This is a genomic window from Rhizobium sp. PL01 (assembly GCF_033447125.1).
GTDB lineage: Bacteria > Pseudomonadota > Alphaproteobacteria > Rhizobiales > Rhizobiaceae > Pararhizobium.
On the sequence record NZ_JAWQUM010000003.1, the window covers coordinates 246,384 to 271,558 of the forward strand.

23 protein-coding genes and 1 pseudogene are annotated in these 25,175 nt (G+C 60.4%); 12 read left to right on the plus strand and 12 right to left on the minus strand.

Annotated elements, in window-relative coordinates:
• Nucleotides 1-16 precede the first annotated feature (16 nt).
• The 5 genes from R6X40_RS08910 to R6X40_RS08930 all read left to right on the plus strand — a co-directional run bounded on the left by R6X40_RS08910 (nt 17) and on the right by R6X40_RS08930 (nt 6,134).
• Entirely contained in the window at nt 17-769 is a 753-nt protein-coding gene (locus tag R6X40_RS08910; protein WP_318412762.1) for a crotonase/enoyl-CoA hydratase family protein, read from the plus strand.
• Nucleotides 770-922: 153 nt separating this feature from the next.
• Nucleotides 923-2,008, plus strand: a complete 1,086-nt coding sequence (locus R6X40_RS08915) for a PHB depolymerase family esterase (RefSeq protein ID WP_318412763.1) — start codon at nt 923-925, stop codon at nt 2,006-2,008.
• A 287-nt stretch (nt 2,009-2,295) separates the two neighbouring features.
• Complete coding sequence (locus R6X40_RS08920; protein WP_318413241.1) at nt 2,296-4,380, plus strand: methyl-accepting chemotaxis protein; 2,085 nt, start codon at nt 2,296-2,298, stop codon at nt 4,378-4,380.
• Nucleotides 4,381-4,524: 144 nt separating this feature from the next.
• Entirely contained in the window at nt 4,525-5,676 is a 1,152-nt protein-coding gene (locus R6X40_RS08925; protein ID WP_318412765.1) for an Acg family FMN-binding oxidoreductase, read from the plus strand.
• A complete protein-coding gene (locus tag R6X40_RS08930) occupies nt 5,673-6,134 on the plus strand; it encodes a MarR family winged helix-turn-helix transcriptional regulator (protein ID WP_318412766.1) in 462 nt (153 codons plus the stop codon). The genes R6X40_RS08925 and R6X40_RS08930 overlap by 4 nt, the downstream gene beginning before the upstream one ends.
• 25 nt (nt 6,135-6,159) lie before the next feature.
• Here the strand turns inward: R6X40_RS08930 and R6X40_RS08935 are convergent, their stop codons facing one another.
• Complete coding sequence (locus R6X40_RS08935; protein WP_318412768.1) at nt 6,160-7,410, minus strand: class I SAM-dependent RNA methyltransferase; 1,251 nt, start codon at nt 7,408-7,410, stop codon at nt 6,160-6,162.
• The gene (locus R6X40_RS08940; protein WP_318412770.1) at nt 7,407-8,213 is read right to left on the minus strand and encodes a TlyA family RNA methyltransferase; all 807 of its coding nucleotides are present in this window, start codon (nt 8,211-8,213) and stop codon (nt 7,407-7,409) included. Before R6X40_RS08940 ends, R6X40_RS08935 begins: the two co-directional genes overlap by 4 nt.
• 374 nt (nt 8,214-8,587) lie before the next feature.
• On the opposite strand from R6X40_RS08940, the gene R6X40_RS08945 reads away from it, so the two are divergent.
• From R6X40_RS08945 to R6X40_RS08955, 3 genes and pseudogenes are all read left to right on the plus strand, one after another.
• Nucleotides 8,588-10,693, plus strand: coding sequence for a HAMP domain-containing methyl-accepting chemotaxis protein (locus R6X40_RS08945; protein ID WP_318412772.1), 2,106 nt, complete (start codon nt 8,588-8,590; stop codon nt 10,691-10,693).
• A gap of 152 nt (nt 10,694-10,845) precedes the next feature.
• Nucleotides 10,846-11,847: a DUF4424 domain-containing protein gene (locus R6X40_RS08950; protein WP_318412773.1), complete on the plus strand. Its 1,002-nt coding sequence runs from the start codon at nt 10,846-10,848 to the stop codon at nt 11,845-11,847.
• Between the two features lie 218 nt (nt 11,848-12,065).
• Nucleotides 12,066-12,260 (plus strand): annotated as a pseudogene (locus R6X40_RS08955) (SDR family NAD(P)-dependent oxidoreductase); the annotation flags it as partial.
• 13 nt (nt 12,261-12,273) lie between these two features.
• Here the strand turns inward: R6X40_RS08955 and dxs are convergent.
• Together dxs and R6X40_RS08965 are read right to left on the minus strand one after the other, a co-directional pair.
• Complete coding sequence (dxs, locus tag R6X40_RS08960) at nt 12,274-14,187, minus strand: 1-deoxy-D-xylulose-5-phosphate synthase (protein WP_318413243.1); 1,914 nt, start codon at nt 14,185-14,187, stop codon at nt 12,274-12,276.
• Between the two features lie 164 nt (nt 14,188-14,351).
• Nucleotides 14,352-15,275 (minus strand): pirin family protein, encoded by a 924-nt coding sequence (locus R6X40_RS08965; RefSeq protein ID WP_318412775.1) that lies wholly within the window; start codon nt 15,273-15,275, stop codon nt 14,352-14,354.
• Nucleotides 15,276-15,372: 97 nt separating this feature from the next.
• Between R6X40_RS08965 and R6X40_RS08970 the strand changes: the two genes are divergently transcribed.
• Together R6X40_RS08970 and R6X40_RS08975 are read left to right on the plus strand one after the other, a co-directional pair.
• On the plus strand, nt 15,373-15,690 hold the full coding sequence (locus R6X40_RS08970; RefSeq protein ID WP_318412776.1) for a DUF6516 family protein: 318 nt from the start codon (nt 15,373-15,375) through the stop codon (nt 15,688-15,690).
• Nucleotides 15,687-16,037, plus strand: a complete 351-nt coding sequence (locus R6X40_RS08975; protein WP_318412778.1) for a hypothetical protein — start codon at nt 15,687-15,689, stop codon at nt 16,035-16,037. Before R6X40_RS08970 ends, R6X40_RS08975 begins: the two co-directional genes overlap by 4 nt.
• Before the next feature lie 12 nt (nt 16,038-16,049).
• Here the strand turns inward: R6X40_RS08975 and R6X40_RS08980 are convergent, their stop codons facing one another.
• From R6X40_RS08980 to R6X40_RS09005, 6 genes are all read right to left on the minus strand, one after another.
• Nucleotides 16,050-16,316 (minus strand): exodeoxyribonuclease VII small subunit, encoded by a 267-nt coding sequence (locus tag R6X40_RS08980; RefSeq protein ID WP_318412780.1) that lies wholly within the window; start codon nt 16,314-16,316, stop codon nt 16,050-16,052.
• A gap of 2 nt (nt 16,317-16,318) precedes the next feature.
• Complete coding sequence (locus R6X40_RS08985; RefSeq protein WP_318412782.1) at nt 16,319-17,245, minus strand: histone deacetylase family protein; 927 nt, start codon at nt 17,243-17,245, stop codon at nt 16,319-16,321.
• A gap of 63 nt (nt 17,246-17,308) precedes the next feature.
• Complete coding sequence (locus R6X40_RS08990; RefSeq protein ID WP_318412784.1) at nt 17,309-18,250, minus strand: zinc-dependent alcohol dehydrogenase family protein; 942 nt, start codon at nt 18,248-18,250, stop codon at nt 17,309-17,311.
• A 56-nt stretch (nt 18,251-18,306) separates the two neighbouring features.
• Nucleotides 18,307-18,870, minus strand: coding sequence for a biotin transporter BioY (locus tag R6X40_RS08995; RefSeq protein ID WP_318412786.1), 564 nt, complete (start codon nt 18,868-18,870; stop codon nt 18,307-18,309).
• Nucleotides 18,871-18,952: 82 nt separating this feature from the next.
• Nucleotides 18,953-19,573 (minus strand): energy-coupling factor transporter transmembrane protein EcfT, encoded by a 621-nt coding sequence (locus tag R6X40_RS09000; RefSeq protein ID WP_318412787.1) that lies wholly within the window; start codon nt 19,571-19,573, stop codon nt 18,953-18,955.
• Nucleotides 19,567-20,247, minus strand: coding sequence for an ABC transporter ATP-binding protein (locus tag R6X40_RS09005; RefSeq protein ID WP_318412789.1), 681 nt, complete (start codon nt 20,245-20,247; stop codon nt 19,567-19,569). The genes R6X40_RS09000 and R6X40_RS09005 overlap by 7 nt, the downstream gene beginning before the upstream one ends.
• A 113-nt stretch (nt 20,248-20,360) precedes the next feature.
• Here R6X40_RS09005 and R6X40_RS09010 point away from each other — a divergent pair, with 113 nt between their 5' ends.
• The gene (locus R6X40_RS09010) at nt 20,361-21,551 is read left to right on the plus strand and encodes a winged helix-turn-helix domain-containing protein (protein ID WP_318412790.1); all 1,191 of its coding nucleotides are present in this window, start codon (nt 20,361-20,363) and stop codon (nt 21,549-21,551) included.
• Between the two features lie 136 nt (nt 21,552-21,687).
• Nucleotides 21,688-22,665, plus strand: coding sequence for a hypothetical protein (locus tag R6X40_RS09015; RefSeq protein ID WP_318412791.1), 978 nt, complete (start codon nt 21,688-21,690; stop codon nt 22,663-22,665).
• Nucleotides 22,666-22,851: 186 nt separating this feature from the next.
• Here the strand turns inward: R6X40_RS09015 and ribB are convergent, their stop codons facing one another.
• Together ribB and aroC are read right to left on the minus strand one after the other, a co-directional pair.
• Nucleotides 22,852-23,952: a 3,4-dihydroxy-2-butanone-4-phosphate synthase gene (gene ribB, locus R6X40_RS09020; protein ID WP_318412793.1), complete on the minus strand. Its 1,101-nt coding sequence runs from the start codon at nt 23,950-23,952 to the stop codon at nt 22,852-22,854.
• Between the two features lie 18 nt (nt 23,953-23,970).
• Nucleotides 23,971-25,068: a chorismate synthase gene (gene aroC / locus R6X40_RS09025; RefSeq protein WP_318412795.1), complete on the minus strand. Its 1,098-nt coding sequence runs from the start codon at nt 25,066-25,068 to the stop codon at nt 23,971-23,973.
• Nucleotides 25,069-25,175: the final 107 nt, after the last annotated feature.

Below are 25,175 nucleotides of genomic sequence, written 5' to 3' on the forward strand. Positions count from 1 at the left end.
ATCGAAGGAGATGACCATGACCGATGATGTTCTGATCGAGCGGCCCGAAGCCTATCCCGGCGTTCAGGTCATCCGTTTCAACCGGCCGGCCAAGAAGAATGCCATCACCCGGGCGATGTACGCCAAGATGGCCAACGCCCTCACAGTCGCCGGTACCGACGATGCCATTCGCGTCACCGCTTTTCTCGGCACCGAAGGCTGCTTTTCGGCCGGCAACGACATGGCCGATTTCATGGCCTTTGCCATGGGCGGGTCGATGGGGCAGGAGGTCATCGATTTCCTGAAGGCACTCGCCAGCGCCGCCAAGCCAATCGTCTCCGGCGTCGATGGTCTGGCAATCGGTATCGGCACGACCATCCACCTGCACTGCGATCTGACGATTGCCTCGGCGCGTTCGACCTTCAAGACGCCCTTCGTCGATCTGGCTTTGGTGCCAGAAGCAGCCTCCAGCCTGATCGTGCCACGTATTGCCGGTCATCAGCGCGCCTTTGCGCTTCTGGCCGCCGGCGAGCCTTTTACGGCCGCAGAGGCGCAAGAAGCCGGGCTGATCTGGAAGATCGCCGGTGCCGATGCCATCGAGGAAGAGGTGCTGGCACTTGCCGCAAGCCTCGCCAAGAAGCCGCCGGAAGCGTTGCGCATCGCCCGTGATCTTATCCGCGGCGACCGTTCCGACGTTTTGGCGCGTATCGACGAGGAGGCAAAGCATTTTGCCGCGCAGCTGAAAAGTGCTGAAGCGCGTGCGGCTTTCGAGGCTTTCATGCGGCGTTGATCGGGCTTCACAAAACGCGTTTAGAGCTTGCCGCAGAAGCCGATCGCAGCAATACACCCGCCACCTTGCCGGATGGCAACAGAGTCCCATATAATCTCATGTGCGTGGAGGACTGCCGGTCTGGGGAGAGGCTGGAAACAAAAGGACCTGTCCATGCGATCGCCTTTCAAGTTCTCCCTTTCCAGCATGCTCAAGCAGCACCGGCGCTGGGAAAAGACCTTAACCAAGGCCGTGAAGGCAACGCGCAAGGCGCTTGTTTCCGCATCATCCACCAAGCCGCCGGCTCCAAAGCCAACCGCAAAGCCGCGTTCGGCCACACGGCTGGAAGAGATTAAGGCATTCGGCAGCAACCCCGGTCATCTGCGCATGTTTCGTTACGTGCCGCCCGACCTGCCGAAGAAGTCGCCGCTCGTTGTTGTCCTGCATGGCTGCCACCAAAGTGCCGAAGCCTATGACAAGGGCAGCGGCTGGTCGACCTTAGCGCGGGAGCGCGGTTTTGCCGTCGTCTATGCCGAGCAGAAGCGCTCCAACAATCCCAATCTCTGTTTCAACTGGTTCCGCCCCAGCAACGTCACGCGTGACCGCGGCGAGGTGATGTCGATCCGTCAGATGGTCGCCAAGATGGCAACGGGTCATGCGATCGACCGCAAGCGCGTCTTCGTCACCGGCCTGTCGGCTGGCGGCGCGATGGCCTCCGCGATGCTGGCCGCGTATCCCGATGTGTTTCGTGGCGGCGGTATCATCGCCGGCTTGCCTTATGGCGCAGCGCGCGACGTCCACCGGGCGCTGGCCGCCATGAAGTCCGCGCCGGAGCGGGCAGGACAGGAATGGGGTGATCTCGTGCGGGCCGCATCGCCAGTGAAGCGCGATTTTCCCACGGTATCGATCTGGCATGGGACGAAAGACCATACGGTTTCGGTGAACAACGCCGACGCACTGCTGCTGCAATGGCTGGATGTGCACGGTCTTGAAAGCGATGCCTATGCGCAAAGCGAAGTCGATGGCCATCTCCATCGCGTCTGGAAGGATGCCGGTGGCCGGATCGCCGTCGAACTCTATCTGATCGACGGAATGGGCCACGGCACGCCGCTGAAGCCGAGGCCGGTTTCCCGGGCCAAGGCTGACACACCCGGCCCTTACATGCTTGATGCCGGCATTTCTTCGTCCATGCACCTGGCAACGGCCTGGGGCTTGAAGAAACCGGCGCTTCTTTCTGCGCTGAAACAGGCGGCCGGATAGGCGGACTGTCCTTAAAATCATCACTTTTCCTGTAATGGAAACTTAACCCTGCTTTAAGTGGCCGCCCGTATGGTCCGGACAATCACAGGTCCGGCCTACCGGCCCTTGTCGGGCGCATGAAGCGCATCGTCTGCGCCCCCGTGGCATGTCATCCCCATACCCGCATTCTGGAACGGTTTTGCGCGCGAGCGCCGGCCACCGATTCCGTGCGCGGATACGTTCGAGCCTCCGTCCGGCGCTACCGCCGGTCTGCATTAGGGAAGTCTGCCTTGAAAAGATCCAATCTCATGACGCGCATTCTCGTTGCCGCGTCCCTTGTCGTCGTTGCCGCCTTTGGCGGTTTTTCCGTTTATATTGACAGTCTCCAGCATGACACGACGACCCGCGCCGTCGAGGAAAACATTTCTTCCTCTGGCAAGCAGGCCGCCCAGAGCGTTGCCAACTGGCTGAACGGCCGCGTCACGCTGACGGCCATGGTTGCCGATGCCGCAGGCAATGCAGCCAATCAGGCCGGGCTCGAAGCCACGCTCAACAACGATGTGCTCGTCAAGGAATTCATCAGCACCTATGTCGGCGACGAAGCCGGAAAATTCACCACCTGGCCGATCAATTCGATGCCGGAAGGCTACGATCCGCGCAAGCGTCCCTGGTATCAGGACGCGGTCAAGGCCGGCGGCAGCGTATTGACCGACCCCTATATCGATGCGTCGAGCGGTGACCTGATAATCAGCGCTGCAGCGCCGGTCATGAAGGACGGCAAGCTGGCCGGCGTTGCCGGCAGCGACTTTTCGCTCAAGACACTGGTGTCGATGGTCAAGGATATCGATGTCGGCGGCGAGGGCTTTGCCTTCCTCGTCAACAAGTCGGGTCAGATCCTCGTGCATCCGGATGCCAAGCTGGTGACCAAGACGCTCGCCGATGCTTTCCCGGCCGAAACGCCGTCGATCGGTTCAACGATCATGCAGACCGAACTGGACGGCAAGCCGATGCTGGTCAGCTTCGTGCCGGTCGCAGGCCTGCCGACGGTTGAATGGTATGTCGGCTTCGCTGTCGATGCCGATGTCGCCTATTCCGCAATCGGCAAGTTCCGGATTGCCGCCACCATCGCCACGCTTCTGGCGGTCGGCGTGATGATCGCCTTCCTCGCAACCTTGCTCAGCCGTCTCGTCATCCGTCCAGTCACCGATATGACTGGTGCGATGGAGCGTCTCGCCGCTGGTGACCTCAAGGCCGAAATCCCCGGCCAGGATCGCAGCGACCAGATCGGCGCGATGGCCGCAACCGTTGCCGTGTTCCGCACCAATGCCATCGAGCGCGCACGTCTTGAAGGCGAAGCCGAGACTGGCCGTTCGCTGTCCGAACAGGAGCGTCGCGATCGCGAAGCGCAGAAGGCCAAGGAAACTGCCGATATCCAGCAGGCTGTCGAGGCCCTGGCGACCGGGCTTGGCCGTCTTGCCGACGGCGATCTCGGCTACCGCATCTCGGTTCCGTTCGTGATGCATCTGGACCGCCTGCGCGCCGACTTCAACAATTCGGTGACCAAGCTGCATCAGACGCTTCAGGCCGTTGGCGCCAATGCCCGCGCCATCGATGCCGGTGCGACCGAAATCCGCACCGCCGCCGACGATCTTGCCCGCCGCACCGAGCAGCAGGCAGCCTCGGTGGAAGAAACCGCCGCAGCTCTCGAGCAGATCACCACGACGGTCAAGGACAGCGCACGCCGCGCCGAAGAAGTCGGCCAGCTGGTTGCCCGCACCCGCGCCGGTGCCGAAAAGTCCGGCGAAGTGGTCCGCAATGCTGTCAACGCTATGCAGGGCATCGAAAAATCCTCCGGCGAGATTTCCAACATCATCGGCGTCATCGATGACATCGCCTTCCAGACCAATCTTTTGGCGCTGAATGCTGGCGTCGAGGCGGCCCGCGCTGGCGATGCCGGCAAGGGCTTTGCAGTGGTTGCCCAGGAAGTGCGCGAACTTGCCCAGCGCTCGGCCAATGCCGCCAAGGAAATCAAGGCACTGATCACCACGTCGGGCGATCAGGTTCGCGCCGGTGTGACACTGGTTGGTGAAACCGGCCAGTCGCTGCAGGCGATCGTCGCCGAGGTTCAGGAGATCAACACGCATATCAGCGCCATCGTCACCTCCACCCGCGAACAGTCGACCGGGTTGCAGGAGATCAACACGGCCGTCAACACCATGGACCAGGGCACCCAGCAGAACGCCGCCATGGTCGAGGAACAGACCGCCGCCAGCCATGGCCTCGCCTCGGAAGCAGCATCGCTCAACGACCTGCTCGCCCAGTTCAACATCGGCGACACACAGTCGTCGGCGCCGGCCGCCAGGCACACCAACTACGCCCGCCGCGCCGCGTGATAAACTGAGCGTTCGCATTTAAAGACACCCGCGCCGGACCTCCGGCGCGGGTGTCTTCGTTTGGTCGCCATTTCCTCGTGACGCCATTGTATATAGTTTAATATCGAACTATATGGTTCTACGTTAAACCAAATGGAGGATGGCATGGCAGCGACGAGGCGGGTGTTTTTGAGTATCGTGGGAGGTGGTATCGTGCTGGCTGCGGCCAGTGGTGGTCTTTGGGCTTCGACGCGTGATCCGGTGTCGGCAAGGCGCCCTTGGCAGGACGCGGGCAGCAGCGAGAGCGACCTTCGGCGCCGGATACTCTCCTTCGCGATCCTGGCACCCAACCCGCATAACCGGCAGCCCTGGCTTGCCGACCTGTCCAAAGAAAACGAGATCGTGCTCTATTGCCAGAGCGATCGCCGCCTGCCGTACACCGATCCTTATGACCGGCAGATCACCATCGGCCTCGGCTGCTTTCTTGAACTTCTGGCGCAGGCCGCAGCCGAGGAGGGGTATCAGGCGGATGTAACGCTGTTTCCGGAAGGCGAGCCGCAACCACGATTGGATGCCCGCCCAGTGGCACATATCCGGCTCGTGCAAGATGCCATGATGACCCGCGATCCGCTGTTTGCGTATGTCCCGTCGCGCCGCTCGAACAAGGAGGCCTACGATCTCACCCGGCCGATCGCCTCGGACAAGCTTGCCGAAATCGCCGCCGTTGTCCGCCAATCGGTCATTGCTCGTACCAACGATCCGGCGCGCGTCGAGGCTTTGCGCGCGCTCGCTTGGCAAGCTTATTTCACCGAAATCACTACGCCGCAGACATTGAAGGAAAGCATCGACCTCATTCGCATCGGTCGCACAGAGATCGAGGCCAATCCGGACGGTATCGATCTGTCCGGTCCTTTGATCGAAGGGTTGTCGATGACCGGCCTGTTGTCACGCGCAGACATGCTCGACCAGACGTCTGCGGCCTTCCAGCAGCAAATCCCGATCCTGAAGGAACCGGTCGATACGGCGATGGCCTTCCTCTGGCTGAAGACTGCCGGAAACAGCCGCGCCGATCAGATTGTTGCCGGGCGTGATTACGTCCGCCTCAATCTGGCAGCGACGGCAGCGGGCGTCTCGATGCACCCGTTCAGCCAGGCGCTGCAGGAGTTTGCCGAAATGCGCCCGTACTTTCTCGCCATGCGCCAGGCGCTTGCGGTTGAAGACAATGAAACGCTTCAAATGTTCGTTCGTCTCGGCTACGGTCCGTCCATTGAGGGCGCACCCCGCTGGCCCGTGGATACCCGGATCAGGAGCGCATGACGGCCAACGAGAGCGATCTGCAAACGCTGTTCCGGTTCCTCAATGAAATCGGTATCGTCGCACAATTGTCAGCCCATGCGTTCGAGAAGGTCATGCCTGCGGGCATGACCTTGCCGCAATTCGTGGTGCTCAATCATCTGGTCCGGCTGGGGGATGGGCGCACGCCTTTGTCGATCGCTCAGGCGATGCAGGTGACCAAGGGCGCCATGACCAATACGCTCGGTCATCTCGAAGGAAAAGGCTTCATCGCCGTCGTGCCGGATGCGCGTGATGGCCGCTCGAAGCGGGTTTCACTGACGCAGGAGGGCAGGGCAGCGCGCGATGCGGCAATCGAGGCGCTTGGCCCGGAGCTGCGTGGTATCGCCGGCGAAATCGCCATGCCGGGGATCATCGAAGCGCTGCCGGCGATCGAAAGCCTGCGCAAGGTATTGGACGTCAGGCGCAATCCGAAGGCCTGAAGCCCCCGGATCGCCAGATGCACAGTCATTTTTCCAGCGTTGCCACGACTTCCACATGCGATGACCACAGGAACTGGTCGATCGGCGTGACGGAGGTGATCCGGTAGCCGGCGTCAACGAGGATGCGCAGGTCGCGCACCAATGTGACCGGATTGCAGGAGATGGCGACGATCTTCTTGGCGCCGGAACGGGCTATTTCCTTCGTCTGGACTTCGGCGCCTGCCCGCGGCGGGTCAAACACGATGGCGTCATAGATCTTCAGCTCCGAAGCCATCATCGGCCGGCGGAAGAGATCGCGTTTCTCGACGGTCACGGGCTTTAGGCCCTGCGTATTGCGCGCGGCAAAATCCAGTGCCTTCAGCGGTTTGTCTTCGCTCTCGACGGCGTGCACCCGCGCCTTGCGGGCGATGCGCAGCGAGAAGGTGCCGGAACCCGCAAAGAGGTCGATAACACGCTTGGCTTTGCCGATATGTGCCATGACCAGTTCGGCCATCGCTTCTTCGCCCGGCTTTGTTGCCTGCGTGAAGCTGCCGGGCGGTGGCGAAACGGAGACGCCACCGAAATCGATCATTGGTTTGATCGGCTCGACGAGGATTTCGCCGTTGAGGCTCAGACGCGCAACGCTTTTCTGGCCGAGAACGGTTTCGACCGCCATCCGCCGCTGCCGGTCGTCCATCGCCTTGATGCCCTCGAACGAGAGATCGAGACCGGACAGTGTTTCCAGCACGGTGATGCGGAACGGTTCGGCATTCACTGCCATCGCGTTGGCGACGATCCGGATGGTTGCAAGCCGCGACACGATGCCGGGGCTTGCGATGGGACATTCCGATATCGAGACGATATGATGGGTTTCGGGCTGGTTATAGCCGAGCAGCAGCTCTTTTTCGGTGCGCCGTGCCGTAAACACCGTGCGCCGGCGCTCGCCGGGATGGGCAAGCACCAAGGGGCCTACCTCAGCCTGCAGCGCCTTCGATTTCAACGCATCAAGAACCAGCTGCCGCTTGAAGCTCTGGTAGAGGCTGTCGCTGGCATGCTGCAGGCTGCAGCCGCCGCAGGTGCCGTTCTCGCCGTCCGGTCCGAAATGGCGGCATTTCGGCTCGACCCGCTCGGGCGAGACATCGGTCATTGACATGACCGTGCCCTTGTCCTTGTTGACGGCCAATGCCACGGTTTCGCCGGGCAGGGTGAAGGGCACATAGACCGGGCCGAACGGACCACGGGTAATGCCGTCGCCGGATTGGCCGATTTTCTCGATGGTCAGCGTTTCGGTGCTCATGCGTCTTCGTCCAGCGAGGCTTCGTCATCCGAGGCGTCGTCGTCGTCCAGCGGCTTGTGGCCGGCCAGCAGATATTCCTCGTTGCCGTCACCGCCCGAGATCGGCGAGGGGATGAGCCCAAGGCTCGTCCAGCCCATGTCCTCGGTAAGCCAGCGTTCCAGTTCGGCTGCGACCGCTGGGGCGCTTGATGGGTCCTTGAGCAGGCCCGCCTTGCTGATCGCCTCGCGGCCGGCTTCGAACTGCGGCTTGACGAGCAGGATGCAATGGGCGCCGGGCTCGGCGAGATCGAGCGCCGGTGGCAGCGCCAGTTTCAGCGAGATGAACGAGACATCGGAGACGATGAAGGAAATCTCGCGGCCGTCGAGATTGTCCTCGTCCAGCACGCGGGCGTTCAGGCCCTCGATATTGGTGACGCGCGGATCGGCCTCAAGGCGCGGATGAAACTGACCGTGGCCGACATCAACCGAAATGACGTGGGCGGCACCCGCGTGCAACAGGACTTCGGTAAAGCCGCCGGTGGAAGCGCCAATGTCCAGACAGTCCAGTCCTTCGGGTGACAGCTTGAAATGCTCAAGACCTGCCTTCAGCTTCAGTGCCGCGCGCGACACATAGGGCTGGACTGGATCGTCGATGGCAATCGTCACATCCTCGGGAAAGGTGGAGCTCGCCTTGGTGACGACTTTGTCGTTGACGGTGACGGTGCCGCGCTGGATCGCATCGCGTGCGCGCGAACGGCTGGCGACAAGCCCCAGGTTCAAAAGCAGCTGGTCGAGGCGGACGGAGGTTTTTGGTTCGTTTGACATGGGTTCTCATGGCGTGTCGAGGCCGGTATGGCAAGGGCCATGCGGGCAGGCATGCTCAAATTGTGCCGAAAGCGGGTGCTTCGCCGCGCTGTAAAGCGTTCCAGACGGCGCTGTCAGTCTGATGCCCGATATTTACTAGTAAAATTTCAGGGGCTTTTTACCTATATTTAATGCGAAAGCCATATCCCGACGTGACTTACATCGCACGTTTTCGGACGTGTGATACCGGGCATGTACGACCGGTGAATTTGCTCGAAGAGTTCGCTTCGGCGGCATGTTCCGAGTGCCACCCCGCACACCGGGATCAGGCGTATTTCCCCACTTTTCACGCTGTTTGCACATCGGCCGCCCTGGCCGAACAATATGGAGTCTCCATGCGCCTTAGACTGTCCCACAAGATTGGTCTGCTCGTCCCGATCGCCGTTGCCGGCATCCTGTCGATCGTCGCCATTTTCATCGTTGAAAAAGCGATCGAACGGACCTTCAGGGAAAAGGAGCGCGTCATCGAGGCATCGGACAAGGCGCTTCTGGTGCTCGAGAACAAGATGGTGGAAGAACGGGGGGCTGAAAAGGATTTTCTGTTGGTGAAGAGCGACGAAGCTGTCCGGCACCACGAGGAGTTTTCCGTCGAAACACGCGAGCAGCTCGATGTGCTGAAGCAGACGGTTGCAGATCCCTCAGTTCAGCAGAAGCTGCAGGCAATTTCCGTTGGGCTCAACATCTACCTCACGGAATTCAACGCGCTGGTTGAGGCCAATAACGAGCTGGGTCTCGATGCCTCCAAAGGCCGCCAAGGTGAGATGCGCGCGGCGGTGCATTCCATCGAAAATTTGCTCAACGATACCCAGGACTACGAGCTGAAGGCCAGCCTGCTGACGATGCGGCGGCATGAGAAGGATTTCATCATGCGCGGCGACGCCAAATATGTGGCGAGCCATTTGGCGGAAGCCAAGATCTTCGCGGCCTTCGCACCATCGCGGTTCGGCTCGGAAGACGCTTATGACTCCATCATGAAGGCGCTGGAAGTTTACCAGGCGACGTTCGATGCCTACGCTGTAACAGCCACGGTCGAGAGCGATGCACGGCAGAGTGTTTCCAAGGCCTTTTCGGATATCGAACCGATCCTGGCGGGCTTGACGCAGGATTTTGCCAGCCTGCGCAAATCTGCCGAAGCGGACAACGCTCTTATGATTGCGCGGGCGGAAAACCTGGCGATTGCTGCGGTCATTGCGGCCGTCCTGATGCTTGCACTCACTGTTTATTTCGTCGGACGCAGCATTTCCAAGCCGATCGTCGCCACCACACGCGCCATGACCGGCCTCGCGGGCGGCGATACCGCTACCGCCATTCCCTTCGTTGGCCGCAAAGATGAAATCGGCGAGATGGCCGGTGCCGTCGAGGTGTTCCGTCAGGCTGCGATGGCAAACCACCGTCTGCAGCAGGACGCTGATGCCGCAAGGGCGCAGACGGAAGCTGACCGCATCCGTCTGACGGAGGAAGCAGAAGCTGCAGCGCAAGAGCGGCTGCAGCAGGCAACATCGGGTCTTGCCGCTGGCCTGCGCCGGCTTGCCGCTGGCGATCTGTCCTTCCAGCTCAACGACGCCTTCGCCCCGGATTTCGAGGCTCTGCGTCACGATCTGAACGCTGCGGTCAAGCAGCTGGGCAATACGCTGACAGCCGTTACCCAGTCCGCGGGTGCAATCGATGACGGCACGCGCGAAATCAGCCAGAGCTCGGACGATCTGTCCCGCCGGACCGAACAGCAGGCAGCCTCGCTGGAGCAGACCGCCGCAGCGCTCGACGAGATCACCGTCAACGTCTCCAACTCCTCCAAGCGTGCCGACGAAGCCCGCACCGTCGCGGTGCAGGCCAATGCCAGTGCCGCCCAATCGGGCGCCGTTGTTGCCAATGCAGTCGAGGCCATGCGCAGGATCGAGGAATCGGCAGGGCAGATTTCCAACATCATCGGTGTCATCGACGAAATCGCCTTCCAGACCAATCTGCTGGCGTTGAATGCCGGCGTGGAAGCGGCGCGTGCCGGTGATGCCGGCAAGGGCTTTGCCGTCGTTGCGCAGGAAGTGCGTGAACTGGCACAGCGCTCTGCACGGGCTGCCAAGGAGATCAAGGAATTGATCCGCAATTCGAGCGTCGAAGTCGAGGGCGGCGTCAAGCTGGTTCGCGAAACCGGCGATGCCCTGAAGACCATCGAGAGCTATGTTGTGACCATCAACCAGCATATGGACGCGATCGCCACCTCGGCCCGCGAGCAATCGGTCGGCCTTGCCGAAGTCAACACGGCGGTCAACCAGATGGACCAGGTCACCCAGCAGAATGCCGCGATGGTCGAGGAAACCAACGCGGCGAGCGCGACACTCGCGAACGAAGCAAGCCGCCTGCGCGACCTGATTGCGCAGTTCCAGCTCGACAGCGGCCGGGGATCATTCGCGACGGCATCGTACGGAATGCGCCGCGCCGCCTAAGGCCGCCCTGTATCCGGTATAGGGGAAAACCCGGCGATCAATCGATCGCCGGGTTTTTTAATGCCGTGTCCATTTTCGGCCTGATCACAGGTTCGGGCTTGGCTGTGCCCTGCCTGCCATGCCAGCATGCACATCCTATAGGGAGAAAATCGATGTTTCTGCGGTCATGCCTTTTTGCAGCACTCGCGCTGCCGGGTTCTGCTCTTGCCAATGATACGATGGCTGAACTCAAGACAGGCGGCTTGAGTTATGTGCAGACCCTTGATGTCGAGATGGTCAAGGAAGACCTGTTCATCTCGCGCGAGGAAGTCCGGGTCGATTATATTTTCCGCAACACCACCGACAAGCCGGTCTCCGGTATCGTCGCCTTTCCGATGCCGGATATCACCGGCAGCCCGGAGGGCAATATCGCCATGAACGACATGCAGGCCGACAATTTCCTCGGATTTTCGGCGACGCAGGACGGTGTTCCGGTCAAGATCGAGTTGCAACAGCGGGCGATCGCAAACGCTCTCGATGTCACCGATGATCTGGTGAAACAGGGTGTTCCGCTCTTGCCGTTTGCCGACGCGACGGCCGATGCGTTGGCCAGGCTGGATGCAGAGACTGCCGAGGATTTCAAGGAGCGGGGCCTGCTGTTCAACAACAGTTATGACGACGGCAGCGGCATGAAGGATCACCGCACGCCGCTTTGGACCCTGCGATCAGCCTATTGGTGGAAGGCGACCTTTGCGCCCGGACGCGATATCCATGTCTCGCATCGCTACAAGCCGAGTGTCGGCGGAACCGTGGCGGTGACGATGCTGGAGGACGGCAAGCCGAAGGGCGAGAGATTTCAGGACTACAAGGCGCGCTATTGCATCGATGACAGCTTCGTCAAGGCAGCGCAGAAACTGCCACCATCCGGCGACGACGGCAGCACGCTCTATACCGAGGCTTGGATTTCCTACATCCTGACAACTGGCAACAATTGGGGCGGCCCGATCAAATCCTTCACATTGACGGTCGACAAGGGCGATGCGCGCAATCTGGTCAGCTTTTGCGGCACGGGCGTGACGAAAACCGGACCGACGACCTTCCAGATGAAGGCTGAGGATTTTTACCCCGAGAAGGATCTGGAGATCCTGATCCTGCAGCGAACGCCGGACCAATGAGCGCTGCGCGGTGATTACGCTGCAGTGATGGATCGCTAAAATTCGTCGGTGACTTCCGGTGGGACGGCAACGCTTCAGCCTAGGAAGGGTTACGGCGCCTACCGCTTCTGCTCTCGCCAATTGCCGCCCCGACGCCTGGCTGCACCCAGTGCGGCCATGGATGAGGACCTTGCGCCGCTATCTCGTGCAATCTGCTGCGTCTCTGGCTGCAGAGCGCTGGCCATCAAGGCCGACACTCTCTATTCGGCAGCAATCTCGGCGAGCAGGTACCGTTCCCCGGTCTCTATTCGCCCAGCAAGTTCGTACTGATTGGGCTGACCAAGGCGCTGGCCCGCGATCTGGGTCCTCGGGAGATCACAGTCAATATCGTTCAGCCCGGTTCGACCGGCAACGACGGGAACTCTGCTGATGGTTTATACCTGCAGCTCAGCCTGCGACGCTTGAGCCGATCTGCTGCTTCTGGCCGAGTGTCTTGAACACGGTCGAAACGATGCCGGCGCGGTCGAGGCCCGACTTGGCATACATGGCTTCGGGTTTTGCCTGTTCCATCCAGATATCCGGCAGAACCAGCGGCCGGATCTTTAGGCCGTTGTCGAGCAGGCCTTCATGGGCGAGGAACTGCAGCACATGGCTGCCGAAACCGCCGACGGCGCCTTCCTCGATGGTGATCAGCACTTCGTGGTGCTTGGCCAGCTGGCGGATCAGGTCGTGATCGAGCGGTTTGGCAAAGCGGGCATCGACGACGGTGGTCGAAAGCCCCGCAGCATCGAGGTCTTCTGCAGCAAGCAGGCAATCGGCGAGACGTGTGCCGAATGACAGCAGTGCCACCTTCGAGCCCTGTTTCATCACCCGGCCCTTGCCGATCTCAAGAATCTGGCCGCGCTCCGGCATATCGACGCCGACGCCTTCGCCCCGCGGATAGCGGAACGAGATCGGACCCTGATCATAGGCCGCGGCGGTGCGCACCATATGCTTGAGTTCAGCCTCATCAGCAGCCGCCATGACGACAAAGCCGGGCAGGGTGGCAAGGTAAGTCGTATCGAACGAACCCGCATGGGTCGGACCATCGGCACCGACGAAACCTGCGCGGTCGATCGGGAAGCGCACAGGCAGGCCCTGGATCGCCACGTCGTGCACCACCTGGTCGTAACCGCGCTGCAGAAAGGTCGAATAGAGGGCGCAGAACGGCTTGTAGCCTTCAGACGCCAGACCGGCCGCAAAGGTCACCGCATGCTGTTCGGCAATGCCGACATCGAAGCAGCGCGACGGGTGAGCCAGCGCAAACTTGTCGAGGCCAGTGCCCGACGGCATGGCGGCTGTAACGGCAACGATCTTGTCGTCATAACCCGCTTCCTGCGTCAGCGCCTCGGCAAAGACGGACGTGTAAGCTGGTGCATTCGGCTTGGCTTTCGCCTGCGCACCGGTGATGACGTCGAAGGTGTTGACGCCGTGATATTTGTCGGCGGCGGCCTCCGCCGGCGGATAGCCTTTGCCCTTCTGCGTGACGACATGGATCAACACCGGACCCTTGGAATTGTCGCGAACATTGCGCAGGACCGGCAACAGATGCTCAAAGGAGTGACCATCGATCGGGCCGATATGGTAAAAACCCATCTCCTCGAACAACGTGCCGCCAGTCACGTAGCCGCGCGCATGTTCGACAGCGCGGGTAATCGCCCGGTCGATCTTCTTGCCGAGATAGGCTGTCAGTTTCTTGCCGAGGTCACGGAAGCCCATATAGGTGCGGCCGGAAGCCAAGCGGGCCAGATAGGCGCTCATGGCGCCGGTCGGCGGGGCGATCGACATGTCGTTGTCGTTGAGAATGACGATCAGCCGCGCATCGAGCGCGCCGGCATTGTTCAACGCCTCATAGGCCATGCCGGCCGACATCGCGCCATCGCCGATGATCGAAATGACATTGCGATGTTCGCCGGAGAGATCGGCCGCGACCGCCATGCCGAGACCGGCGGAAATCGACGTGGAGGAATGGGCGGCACCAAAGGGGTCGTATTCGCTCTCCGCGCGGCGGGTAAAGCCGGACAGGCCATCTTCCTGGCGCAGCGTGCGGATACGGTCGCGGCGGCCGGTCAGGATCTTGTGCGGATAACATTGATGGCCGACATCGAAGATCAGCCGGTCATGCGGGGTATTGAAGACCTTGTGGATGGCAATGGTCAGCTCGACGACGCCGAGACCGGCACCGAGATGCCCGCCGGTCCGCGACACTGCATCGATCATTTCGGCGCGCAGTTCGGTTGCCAGTTGCGGCAGATCCTTGTCGTCAATCTTCTTCAGATCCTCAGGATAAGTCACCTGATCAAGAAGAGGGGTCGCCGGCATAGGGTTGACTGGCAGTTGTGTCACGCTGAAGGCCTTCGTTCTCGCGTCTCGGGAAAGCCGCGATTTCAAGTGTGGGTGTCCGCTGGAACCGGGTCTTTAAACAGTTTCGTTATGGATTGCAAAAACCGGTTTTCTTGCGGCGTAAACAAGGAGTTTAACGAAGATTACCGCTCCGGCAAAGGGATAAACTCGTCTTCGTCCCCCGGTACGATGTCGAAACGGCCCGTGCGCCACTCCTCCTTGGCCTGATCGATCCGTTCTTTTGATGACGACACGAAATTCCACCAGATATGCCGGGCAGAGCCGAGCGCAGCTCCGCCGAACAGCATGATATGACAGCCTGCCGGGCCGGCCGTGACCGTGATCGAATCGCCGGCACGGAAAACCAGCAGTTGATTGTTGGCAAAATGATCGCCGGCAATGATCGCCTCGCCCTCAAGGATATAGAGCGCCCGTTCTTCCCACTCGGCTGCGAACGGCGCGCTCTTGCCCGGCTCGATCCTGAGATCGACATAGATCGTGTCAGAGAAGACCGAGACCGGCGATCGCATACCTTCGAATTGGCCGATGACGACACGGCCTTGCAGCCCGTCCACGTTGAAGGAGGGCAGATCGCGCTTTTCGGTATGGGCGAAGATTGGATCGATTTCCTCATACTGGTCGGGCAGCGCCAGCCAGGTCTGCAGGCCGGAGATCGACTGCGGCTTGCCGCGGAGGTTTTCCGGTGACCTCTCCGAATGCACGATGCCGCGTCCGGCCGTCATCAGGTTGAGGTCGCCCGGCGAGATGACCATTTCGGTGCCGAGGCTGTCGCGATGTTTGATCTCGCCGTCGAAAAGGTAGGTGACGGTGGACAGCCCGATATGCGGATGCGGCCGCACGTCCAGAGCCTGTCCGGCCTTGAGAAGCGCAGGTCCCATCCGGTCGAAGAAGATGAACGGCCCGACCAGCCGGCGCTTGACCGAAGGCAGCGCCCGGCGCACCTGCAGGTTGCCGATATCGCTGGTGCGCGGAATGATCAGATGCTCGATCGCATCGCACGCCGGCGCATCACCGGCCTCGGGGTCGTTTCCGGGAAAGAAGGACATGGGGTGATCCTCGTCGGTTCAAGTTGGCACTAAGGTAGGCCCGGCGAAGCAAAACTACCAGTGGTCTTGGCCTATGATCTATGGCGCTTGACGCCATATGGCGGTGCATGACATATTTTCAGCAATGAAAGCGACTTTGATCATTCGTGATCGTCTGATTTTTCAGGATGGTGCGATCCTTGAGGTGAAGGTCTGGCGCGTGCCGGTATCCGTTCCGCCAGCGTCCCACTTTCTCAAATATTCTCTGTTTTACGGCCGCCCAGGCGAGAGAATTGTTGGATATGACAATGAACGCGGCAAGGGCGATCATCGCCATTATCGCGACCGCGAAGAAAACTATGTGTTTGTCTCCATTGAAAAGCTGTTGGCCGATTTTCGGCAGGACGTCGAAAAAGTAAGAGGAGAGCGGATATGAGCAAGGATGTAGAGCTTCATATTGGCGGTTCTTTTGGCGATCTGGAAAAGAGGGTCACCAATGCGTGGCATCGCGCGGACAAGGGCGAGGACGTTTCCGAAGATCATCTGACGTTCGTGAATTGGGATGCGCTGTCGCAGACGATGACGACAAAGCGGCTAGAGTTGCTGCGGCATCTGCGCCGCCACCCGCAGGCCAGCATTGCCGCCCTAGCACGCAGCTTGGGCAGGGACTACCGGCGTGTTCACGAGGACGTGGAGGTTTTATCCAAGGCCGGCTTGATCGAACACGATGCCACCGGCCTGCATGCGGGATACGATGAAATCAGAACGACCATAGCTCTATAGATTGTGAGCCGCTCACTCCCCGTCGAGCGGTTCGACGCCCTGCGGCTTTCCGGCGCGGTCCAGCCTGATCTTCTCGATGCGGTTTTCAGCAGCACCCAGCAGCGCTTCGCAGTGTTTTTTCAGCGCTTCGCCGCGCTCGTAGATCTCGATCGACTTGTCGAGCGCCACGTCACCGCGCTCCAGCGCCGAAACGATGGCTTCGAGTTCCTCAACGGCTTTTTCGAAGGAGAGGGCTGATAAGTCGAGCTGCGGGGTGCCCGCTTGCGGGTTGGTGGTCATGGTCATCCTCTCATCAGGCGGTAGATGTGGGTTCCGGCCGATTCGGCCAGCCCTTCAAGATCGTAGCCGCCTTCGAGCAGGCTGACGATACGGTTGTTTGCGGTCTTGCCGGCGACATCGAGCAGCCGCCCGGTCGCCCAGTCGAAATCCTCGGCGACCAGATTGATCTGCGCTAAGGGATCGCGGTGATGGGCGTCGAAACCGGCGGAGATCAGGATGAAGTCCGGGCGGAAGTTATCGAGCGCCGTCAGTATGCGCGACTTGAAGGCTTCGCGAAAATGCTCGCTGCCGGTGTCGGGCGAGAGCGGCGCGTTGACGATATTGCAGGCACCCGTCTCTGTCTTGGCGCCGGTGCCGGGGTAAAGCGGCATCTGGTGCGTCGAACAGAACAGCACGGACGGATCGTCCCAGAAGATGTCTTGCGTGCCGTTGCCGTGATGCACGTCCCAGTCGACGATGGCGACACGTTCGGCGCCATATTTCTGCTGGGCGTGGCGGGCGGCAATGGCGATATTGTTGAAGAAGCAGAAGCCCATCGCCTTGTTCTTTTCGGCGTGATGGCCGGGCGGTCGAGAGGCGACGAAGACGTTGTCCGCCTTGCCGGAAAACACCGCATCGACGGCCGCAACCGCGCCGCCGATACCGGTCAGGGCGGCCTGCAGGCTGGCCGGGCTGGCATAGGTGTCGGCCTCCAGCGAATTGATGCCTTCTTCGGGAATGGCGGACATGACGGTGCGCAAATGCTGCTCCGGATGGGCAAGCAACACCAGATCCTCGTTGCCCTGCGGCGCCTGCTGCCGGGACAGGGGCGAAAACCGCTCGTGCTCCAGCGCAAGGTTCAGCGCCTTCAGCCGGTCGGGCCGTTCCGGATGGCCTTCGGGAACCTTGTGCTCCAGAAAGATAGGGTTTTCGAACAGGATCGTGGTCATGGCGGGAACCTATGGCTTCGGGGGTTCGAGGTCCATGCTTTAGGTAGGGCGTTTGCTGTGTTTTCAACAGCGCGGGTCGATCAGCACCTTGCCGCGGCGATCCGGGCTGTCCTGATGGGCGAGCGCCTCGGTGATATGGGACAGTGGATAGGTGCCGGCGATGTCGCTGAGAAATGCGCCGTCGCGAAGGCCGTCAAAGCACTGTGCAAGTGCGCGTGTAAGCACTTCTCTACCGGCGGAATGGACGAAGGAGCGCAGCCAGAGAAAGGAAAAGCGGACATCAGGCCGTGCGGAAATGGCCTCTTGCGCAATCGGTATGCCGCTGAGTGCGCCGTATTGCAGCAAAACACCACCGGGAGAGAGGTTGTGCCGGAGCAGGTCGCCACCGGTGTCGCCACCAACAGCATCGACCACCGCGTCGAAAGCAAGGTCCTTGCCGATGGGCTGATGCCCGGTCACATGCGTTTGAAGACCCGGCGATGTCGGTAGCCGGGCAGCCGTTGCTTCACTGCGCACCATGGCCGTTACCTCTGCACCCTCTGCCGACAACCTCATCAGCAGCATCCGGCCGATGGCAGAACCGGCTGCCGTGACGCCAATCCTGCGGCCGACTATTCCGCAGGAGCCGCCAAAATGCTCCTTCAACGCCGCAATCAGCCGCAAGGTCGTCATCGGATTCACATAGGCTGTCGAAGCCTGTTCGGTCGAAACATCGGCCGGGACGGCGAAGCACCATTCTGCCGGGCGCTGGAGATATGTCTGCCACAGGCCGCTTGCACCCAGCGGGAGCACGCGGTCGCCCGGTTTCAGGTGCGTGACATCAGCACCAACGCGGCTGACGGTGCCGACGCCCTCGAAACCGGGAACGAAAGGCAGAACTGTGCGATTGCTGTAAGCGCCCGTCACCGGGATCAGGTCCGACGGATTGATCGCCGCCCGTTCGACGGCAATCTCGACCATGCCCGGGTCAAGCGCCGGGCGTGGCAGGCTAGCAAGCCGGATCACATCTTCCGGCCTGCCATATTCTGCCACAAGGGCTGCGAGATGCTCCCCCACAGGGCTCAGGCGCGTGCGTGCAGCAGCGGATAGCCGGCGAGAACGGCGCGGGCCGCCAGCGTTGCGATCACGGCCTTGAGGATATCGCCCGGAATGAAGGCGAGCGAGCCCGTTGCGACAGCCGACAACGGCGTGCCGGTGACTGCGCTTACCCATGGCATGCCGATAGCGTAGAGCACCCCGATACCGCCGACGATGGACGCGATGAAAAAGCCGGCAAACTGTTTGATCTCGCTCTGACCTTCCTTGACCAGCCGCTCGGCAATCAAACCGGTGACAAAGGTGGCAACGATCCAGCCGAGCACAAAGCCGCCGGTCGGGCCCTGGATGATCGCTAGTCCTCCACGTCCGCCGGAGAGAACCGGAAGCCCGATGGCGACCAAAAGCACCAGCAGCACATAGGCAAGCGCACCGCGCTTGGCGCCGATGATGCAGCCCGCCAGCATCACACCCATCGACTGCGCCGTAATCGGCACCGGAATGAAGCCGAGCGTTACCGGCGGGATGAGGCCGAGAACCACGATGATCGCGGTGAAGAGGGCAATGAGAACGAGATCTCTGGTGGTCATGGCAGGTCCTTTGTCGATCGGTATTTGTGCGTTGATCCGGCCCCGGCCGGAACGGGACAGAGACTGGAAAATGTCTGTACCATCAGGAAAGCTTTTCGCGTGGCCGTCTGAAGCCGCGTGCGTCGATGGCCATGGCGATCGTGTCGGCGTCCTTCAGCGTCAGGATGATCAATGGCGCAAGGATCGTCAACGGCCGGACCTTTAGCCCGCGCGCCCGGTGCGCTTCGCGGATCGATTGGTAGTGGTTGAAGATATCCGGCACGAAGCGCAGCACCAGCCCGAAGGCGAGCCCGACATCGGCAGCCCGCACCAGACCGAGCCGGTCAAGCGGTTGCAGCAGCCGGGTGATCTCGTCGATGAACGCGCCGGTCGCCGTCGTCGCCGTCACCGCACCGGCAAACAGCACGATCGTCATCAGCCGAAAGAAACTCTCGGCGGCTTCGTGGAAAGAGGTGAGATAGGCGGTGGCGATCAGAAGGATCAGGATGGTGAACAGGAGGGGTTTCAGGCGGGACACGGCCTCGCGAAACGCAAGGCCCGTGGTGAAATAGATGATGGCGGCGATGATGAAGGCCGGGATCAGAATATAGAGGGAAGAAACGGCATAGAGCGCCAGCCCGCAGACCAGCAGAATGGCGAGCTTTGCCCGCACGGACATGCGGTGCAGTGGCGTCGTACCCTCGACATTCAGCCCGTTCAACATCCAGCCACCTCGTGATAGGTGCGGATGCTCTCTTCTGCCGGGCCATCAGCGACAAGCCTGCCTTCGTGGAACACAAGCACGCGGTCGAACCGTTCGATCAGCGGCAGATCGTGGCTGATGACGATGGTGTGCTCATCGAGCCCGGCAATGGTGCGTTCCACCAACAGGCGGTTTTTCAGGTCCAGCTGGTTGGTCGGTTCGTCGAGAATGAGGATGCCGGGGCCGGTCACCAGCACGCTGGCAATGGCGACCAGCTGCGTCTCGCCGCCCGATAGCTCATGCACGCGTCTCTTGGCCAGATGGGCGATACCGAACCGCTCCAGCACAGCCGCCGTTCTGCGCTCGATCTCGTCGGCCTTCAGTCCGCGGTTCTTCAAGCCGAAGGCGATATCCTCGTGCACGATCGGCATGATGATCTGGTGCTGCGGGTTCTGGAAGATGAAACCGGCTGCCGCCAGCGTCGCGCTGGCATCCTTAACTGTATCGAGACCGTTGACCGTCACCTGGCCGGTGGCCGGCTTGACCAGCCCGTTGATCAGCCGCGCGAACGTGGTCTTGCCGGAACCGTTCAGCCCGATAATGCCGATACGCCGTTCGGTCAGCGAAAGTGTCAGCGGCTGAAGAACCGTGCGGCCGCCAAAACTGACGGACACGCTGGAAAAGCGTATGTCCAATCCGCGTCCCCCGCGTTCGAATGTCGAGGCTCTATAGGACGATTTATTCGCGGATGGAAAGAGGGTGACGGTTTAGACTTGAACAAAGTGTGAACATTTGCCTAGATTGTTGTATGGCGATTCTCGTTTCAAACAGCGATGCCCGGCGCATCTTCCTGAACAAGCAAGGCCTGGCTGCCTCCCCCAACCGGGCGCTTGGCAAACAGGGCTTGCTCGATCTCATCCATGAGATCGGCTTCGTCCAGGTGGACAGCATCTCGACCGTCGAGCGTGCCCATCATCAAATCCTGTTTTCGCGCAACCAGACTTACAAGCGCGAGCACCTGACCGAGCTTCTGGAAAAGGACGGCGCGCTGTTCGAGCACTGGACGCACGACGCCTCTATCCTGCCGTCGGAGTTTTTCCGTTACTGGAAGCACCGGTTTGCCCGGCGCGAGCCGGTTCTGAGGGAACGTTGGCTGAAATGGCAGGGCGAAGGCTTCGACAAAACCTTTGAAGAAACCTTCCAGCGCATTGCCCAGGGTGGCGCCGCACTGTCGCGCGACCTCAAGGTCTCTGATCACAAATCGGGCGGCTGGTGGAACTGGCATCCCAACAAGACGGCGCTCGAATATTACTGGCATACCGGTAAGCTCGCTATCGCTGGCCGCCAGAATTTCCAGAAGATCTACGATCTCGCCGAACGCGTCATTCCCGGTCATCACTACGAACCGGAGGTCAGCCGTGAAGCCTTCCTCGACTGGGCCTGCCGTGCAGCACTGGAGCGGCTCGGGTTTGCCACGCACGGAGAGATTGCCGCATTCTTCGACCTAATCTCGCCGGAAGAGGCCAAGGCCTGGGTTGCAACCAATCGTGACGAACTGACCGAGGTGATGATCGAGCCGGCGGACGGCGAAAAACCGCGCCTGTCCTATGCCTTCACCGGCTTTCCCGGCAATCTCGGTGATCTCGCAGAAGCGCCCGCCCGCATCCGCGTGCTCAGCCCCTTCGATCCGCTGATCCGCAACCGCAATCGCACCGAGCGGCTGTTCGGCTTCTATTACCGCATCGAGGTTTTCGTTCCCGAGCCAAAACGCGAATATGGCTACTACGTCTTCCCACTGCTCGAAGGCGACAAGATTGTCGGCCGCATCGATATGAAGGCCGACCGCAAGGCTGGCACGCTCGACGTCAAACGGCTCTGGTGGGAAAAGGGCGTTCGCCCATCATCCGGCCGGATGGAACGGCTGGAAGCCGAGTTGGCAAGACTGGCGAAATTCACCGGTGTCGAGCGTGTGGTGTTTCTGGATGGCTGGGACGGTTAGGCGATGCTTGCTGACGATCAGCGGTTGCACCGGAAGGCTTTTCATCTCTCTTGAAATATTTCAGAATGTTGTGCTGCTGCCGCGTGAATAGGCGGCTTCGGTTCTAGCTGGCTGCAAGCAATTTTGAAGGAAAGAAATGACCACCGAGAGATCAGATGTCATCACTCAATCCGCGGCGATAGTTCGGTTCTGGGGTTGGCTGCGCCAGATATGGATTGATCTATGTTGGCTGTTTGGTCTTTTGCCGGGCATAGTGAAATTCGGCTCAGTGCTGCTGCTAAAATCCCTTGCCGTCTCATTTTTGTTGGCGCTACTTTCCACCCCAGCAACAGCTATATATGCGACGAGAATGGGAATTCGTGTTCCGATTGAGGGCGTCCCATACGTTAATTTTACTATCGCGCTATGGTCCTTCATAGGTTTTGCGCTCTCCATCGTCACGGTGTCGCTTACCGTTGCCATTCTGATATATGTTCGCAACGGGATAAGCATCGTGTTCGGGCTGGGGTTTGAGATCGAGGTAAAAGTTGGATCGAACGGAAAAATCGACGTCGGAGGCGTCGAAATTGAGGTGACCGGCTTCGACAAGTTTGTTCTATCTGCTTCCGTATTTTTGTTTGCGATTTCGATGTTCGCTTTTGTTTTCCATTCTCTTGGATTGTCAGGCCGATTCGGAATTCGCCCTGATATTGTCTTCAATTGGGTATTAGGCGGGCTCGCTGCCTCAGTGGCAAGTTTTGCGATTTGGTATGCCAAGAAAGCGCTGCCGTTGTGGATGCTACAAGGATATCTGACATTACCTTTATTGATCGTAATGGCCGTTTCTCTGTTTGCATCTGACACCTATGGATCTCTGCTGAGAATAATTCGCTACGGGGGTGGGATCGCCACTTCCATTCAGCTCAACGATCTCCAGAATCGAGAAGTAAGCCAGATCGACGGATACTTGCTTCTGCGCTCCGATACATCTTTGTTTATGTTTTCAAAGACAGGAAAGTCTGTTGTGGAGATCCCTGCATCGCAGGTCTCCCTGATCACAACGAACTTCGACGCGGATTGGATGGTTCCGAATTTCGGCGTTCTCAATCAGACCAGATATATTCGAATTGATTAGCCTCCGGACGCGTCAACTAGAGCTCAAAACGCCAGTTCCGCCATAAGCTCGATCTGTCATTGCTGGCACGGTGACTGCTGACGCGTGAAAAGTCGTGTGTGATCTGAGGTTTGAGTTAGAAAATGCAAAAGGCCACCGGTTCATTCGAACCGGTGGCCTTTGAATATTCACGAAGGCGTCCGGCCCTCAAATAATCTCGGTCGCAGCGATCTCGATGCCAAAACCTTCAAGGCCGACATAGTGACGTTCGCGGGAGGAGAGCAGGCGGATCGAGGTGATGCCGAGGTCTTTCAGGATCTGGGCGCCGAGGCCGATTTCCAGCCATTCGCTTTCGCGGGCCTGCGCCTCGCTGTGATCTTCCCGCTCATGCTTGCCCGTCCGCGCTGTCGTGGAGACCCCAACGCCGACCGAGCCTTCTCTGAGATAGACGATAACGCCGCGGCCCTGTTCGGACATGCGCTTCATGATCGGGTCGAGTTGGCACGCCTTGCCGAAGACGTCGGCGGCGACGTTCTCCAAGTGCAGGCGCACCGGGATATCGACGCCGTCTCTGATATCGCCGAAGACGACGGCGAGATGCTGCATCGGATCCCAGGGCAGGGAATAGGCATGTGCCTTGGCCTTGCCATAGGCGGTTTCGACGTCGAAGGTCGCAGCCAGATTGATCAGCGTTTCCTTGCGCTGCCGGTAGGCGATGAGATCGGCAACCGAGACCTGCTTCAGGCCATGCTTTTCGGCAAATTCCGTGACCTGCGGCCCGCGGGTGACCGTGCCGTCATCATTGACCAGTTCGCAGATGACGCCGATCGGCGGCAGGCTGGCGAGGCGGCAGAGATCGACGGCAGCTTCCGTATGGCCCGACCGCATCAGCACGCCGCCTTCGCGGGACACCAGCGGGAAGATATGGCCGGGACGGGTGAAGTCGGCGGCGCCGACATTCGGGTTGGCAAGGTTGCGAACCGTCAACGTCCGGTCTTCGGCGGAAATGCCTGTTGTCGTGCCGTGCTTGAAATCGACGGTAACTGTAAAGGCCGTCGTGTGGGCCGAATCGTTTTCCGCCACCATGGCGTTGAGGTTGAGGCGCTTGGCCTCTTCCTTCGGCATTGGTGTGCAGACGATGCCGGAGGTATGGCGAACGATGAAAGCCATCTTTTCCGGTGTGCAATGCACGGCTGCGACGATCAGGTCGCCTTCGTTCTCGCGGCCGTCATCATCGGTAACGACAACGATCTCGCCGGCCTCGAAGGCCCGGATGGCATCGGCAACGCGCTTCTGGTCAAAGGGCATGGGGTTCTTCCTTGGATGTTACTTCAACCGGCCGGTCTGGCCACGGTCGCGCAGATAGTGATCGGCAATGGTGCAGGCAAGCATGGCCTCGCCGATCGGCACGGCGCGGATGCCGACGCAGGGGTCATGGCGGCCCTTGGTGCGAACGTCGACATTGTTGCCGTCGCTGTCGATGGATTGACGCTCGGTGAGGATCGAGGAGGTCGGCTTGATGGCGAAGCGGGCGATCACCGGCTGACCGGTCGAGATGCCGCCGAGAATGCCGCCGGCATGGTTCGACAGGAAGATCGGGTTACCGTCATTGCCCATGCGCATCTCGTCGGCATTTTCCTCGCCGGTGATTTCGGCAGCGCCAAAACCATTGCCGATCTCGACGCCCTTGACGGCGTTGATCGACATCAGGTTGGAGGCAATGTCCTGGTCGAGCTTGGCATAGATCGGCGCACCGATGCCGGCCGGAACACCTTCGGCAATGACTTCGACGACAGCGCCGACCGAGGAGCCGGACTTGCGGATACCGTCGAGATACTCTTCCCAGACCGGCACGATGGCTGGATCGGGCGCAAAGAACGGGTTGTTGCCGACCTCGTTCCAGTCCCAGTTGTCGCGATTGATCTTGTGCTTGCCGATCTGCACCAGCGCGCCGCGGACCAGCAGCCCCGGCACGACCTTGCGGGCAAGTCCGCCGGCGGCAACACGGGCTGCCGTCTCGCGGGCCGACGAGCGTCCGCCGCCGCGATAGTCGCGAATGCCGTATTTGACGTCATAGGTATAATCGGCGTGACCCGGCCGGTAGCTCTTGGCGATCTCGGAATAATCCTTGGAGCGCTGGTCGGTGTTTTCGATCATCATCGATACCGGCGTTCCGGTGGTGATCATCGTCTCGCCGTCAGCGTCCAGCATGACGCCGGAAAGGATCTTGACCAGATCGTCTTCACGGCGCTGGGTGACGAAGCGCGACTGGCCGGGCTTGCGTTTGTCGAGCCAGGCTTGCAGTTCGGGCAGGGTGAAACGGATGCCGGGAGGGCAGCCGTCGATGACGCAGCCGAGCGCCGGTCCGTGGCTTTCGCCCCAGGTGGTAACGCGGAAAAGATGACCGAAAGTATTATGCGACATGGATCAGGCAACCGGATATGAGGCCAAGCGCATCCGGGCGAGCCGCTGCGCCATTCAGTAGGCGCAGACTCATAGTGGAAAACGCCGGAAAGGGAAAACCTTTCTGG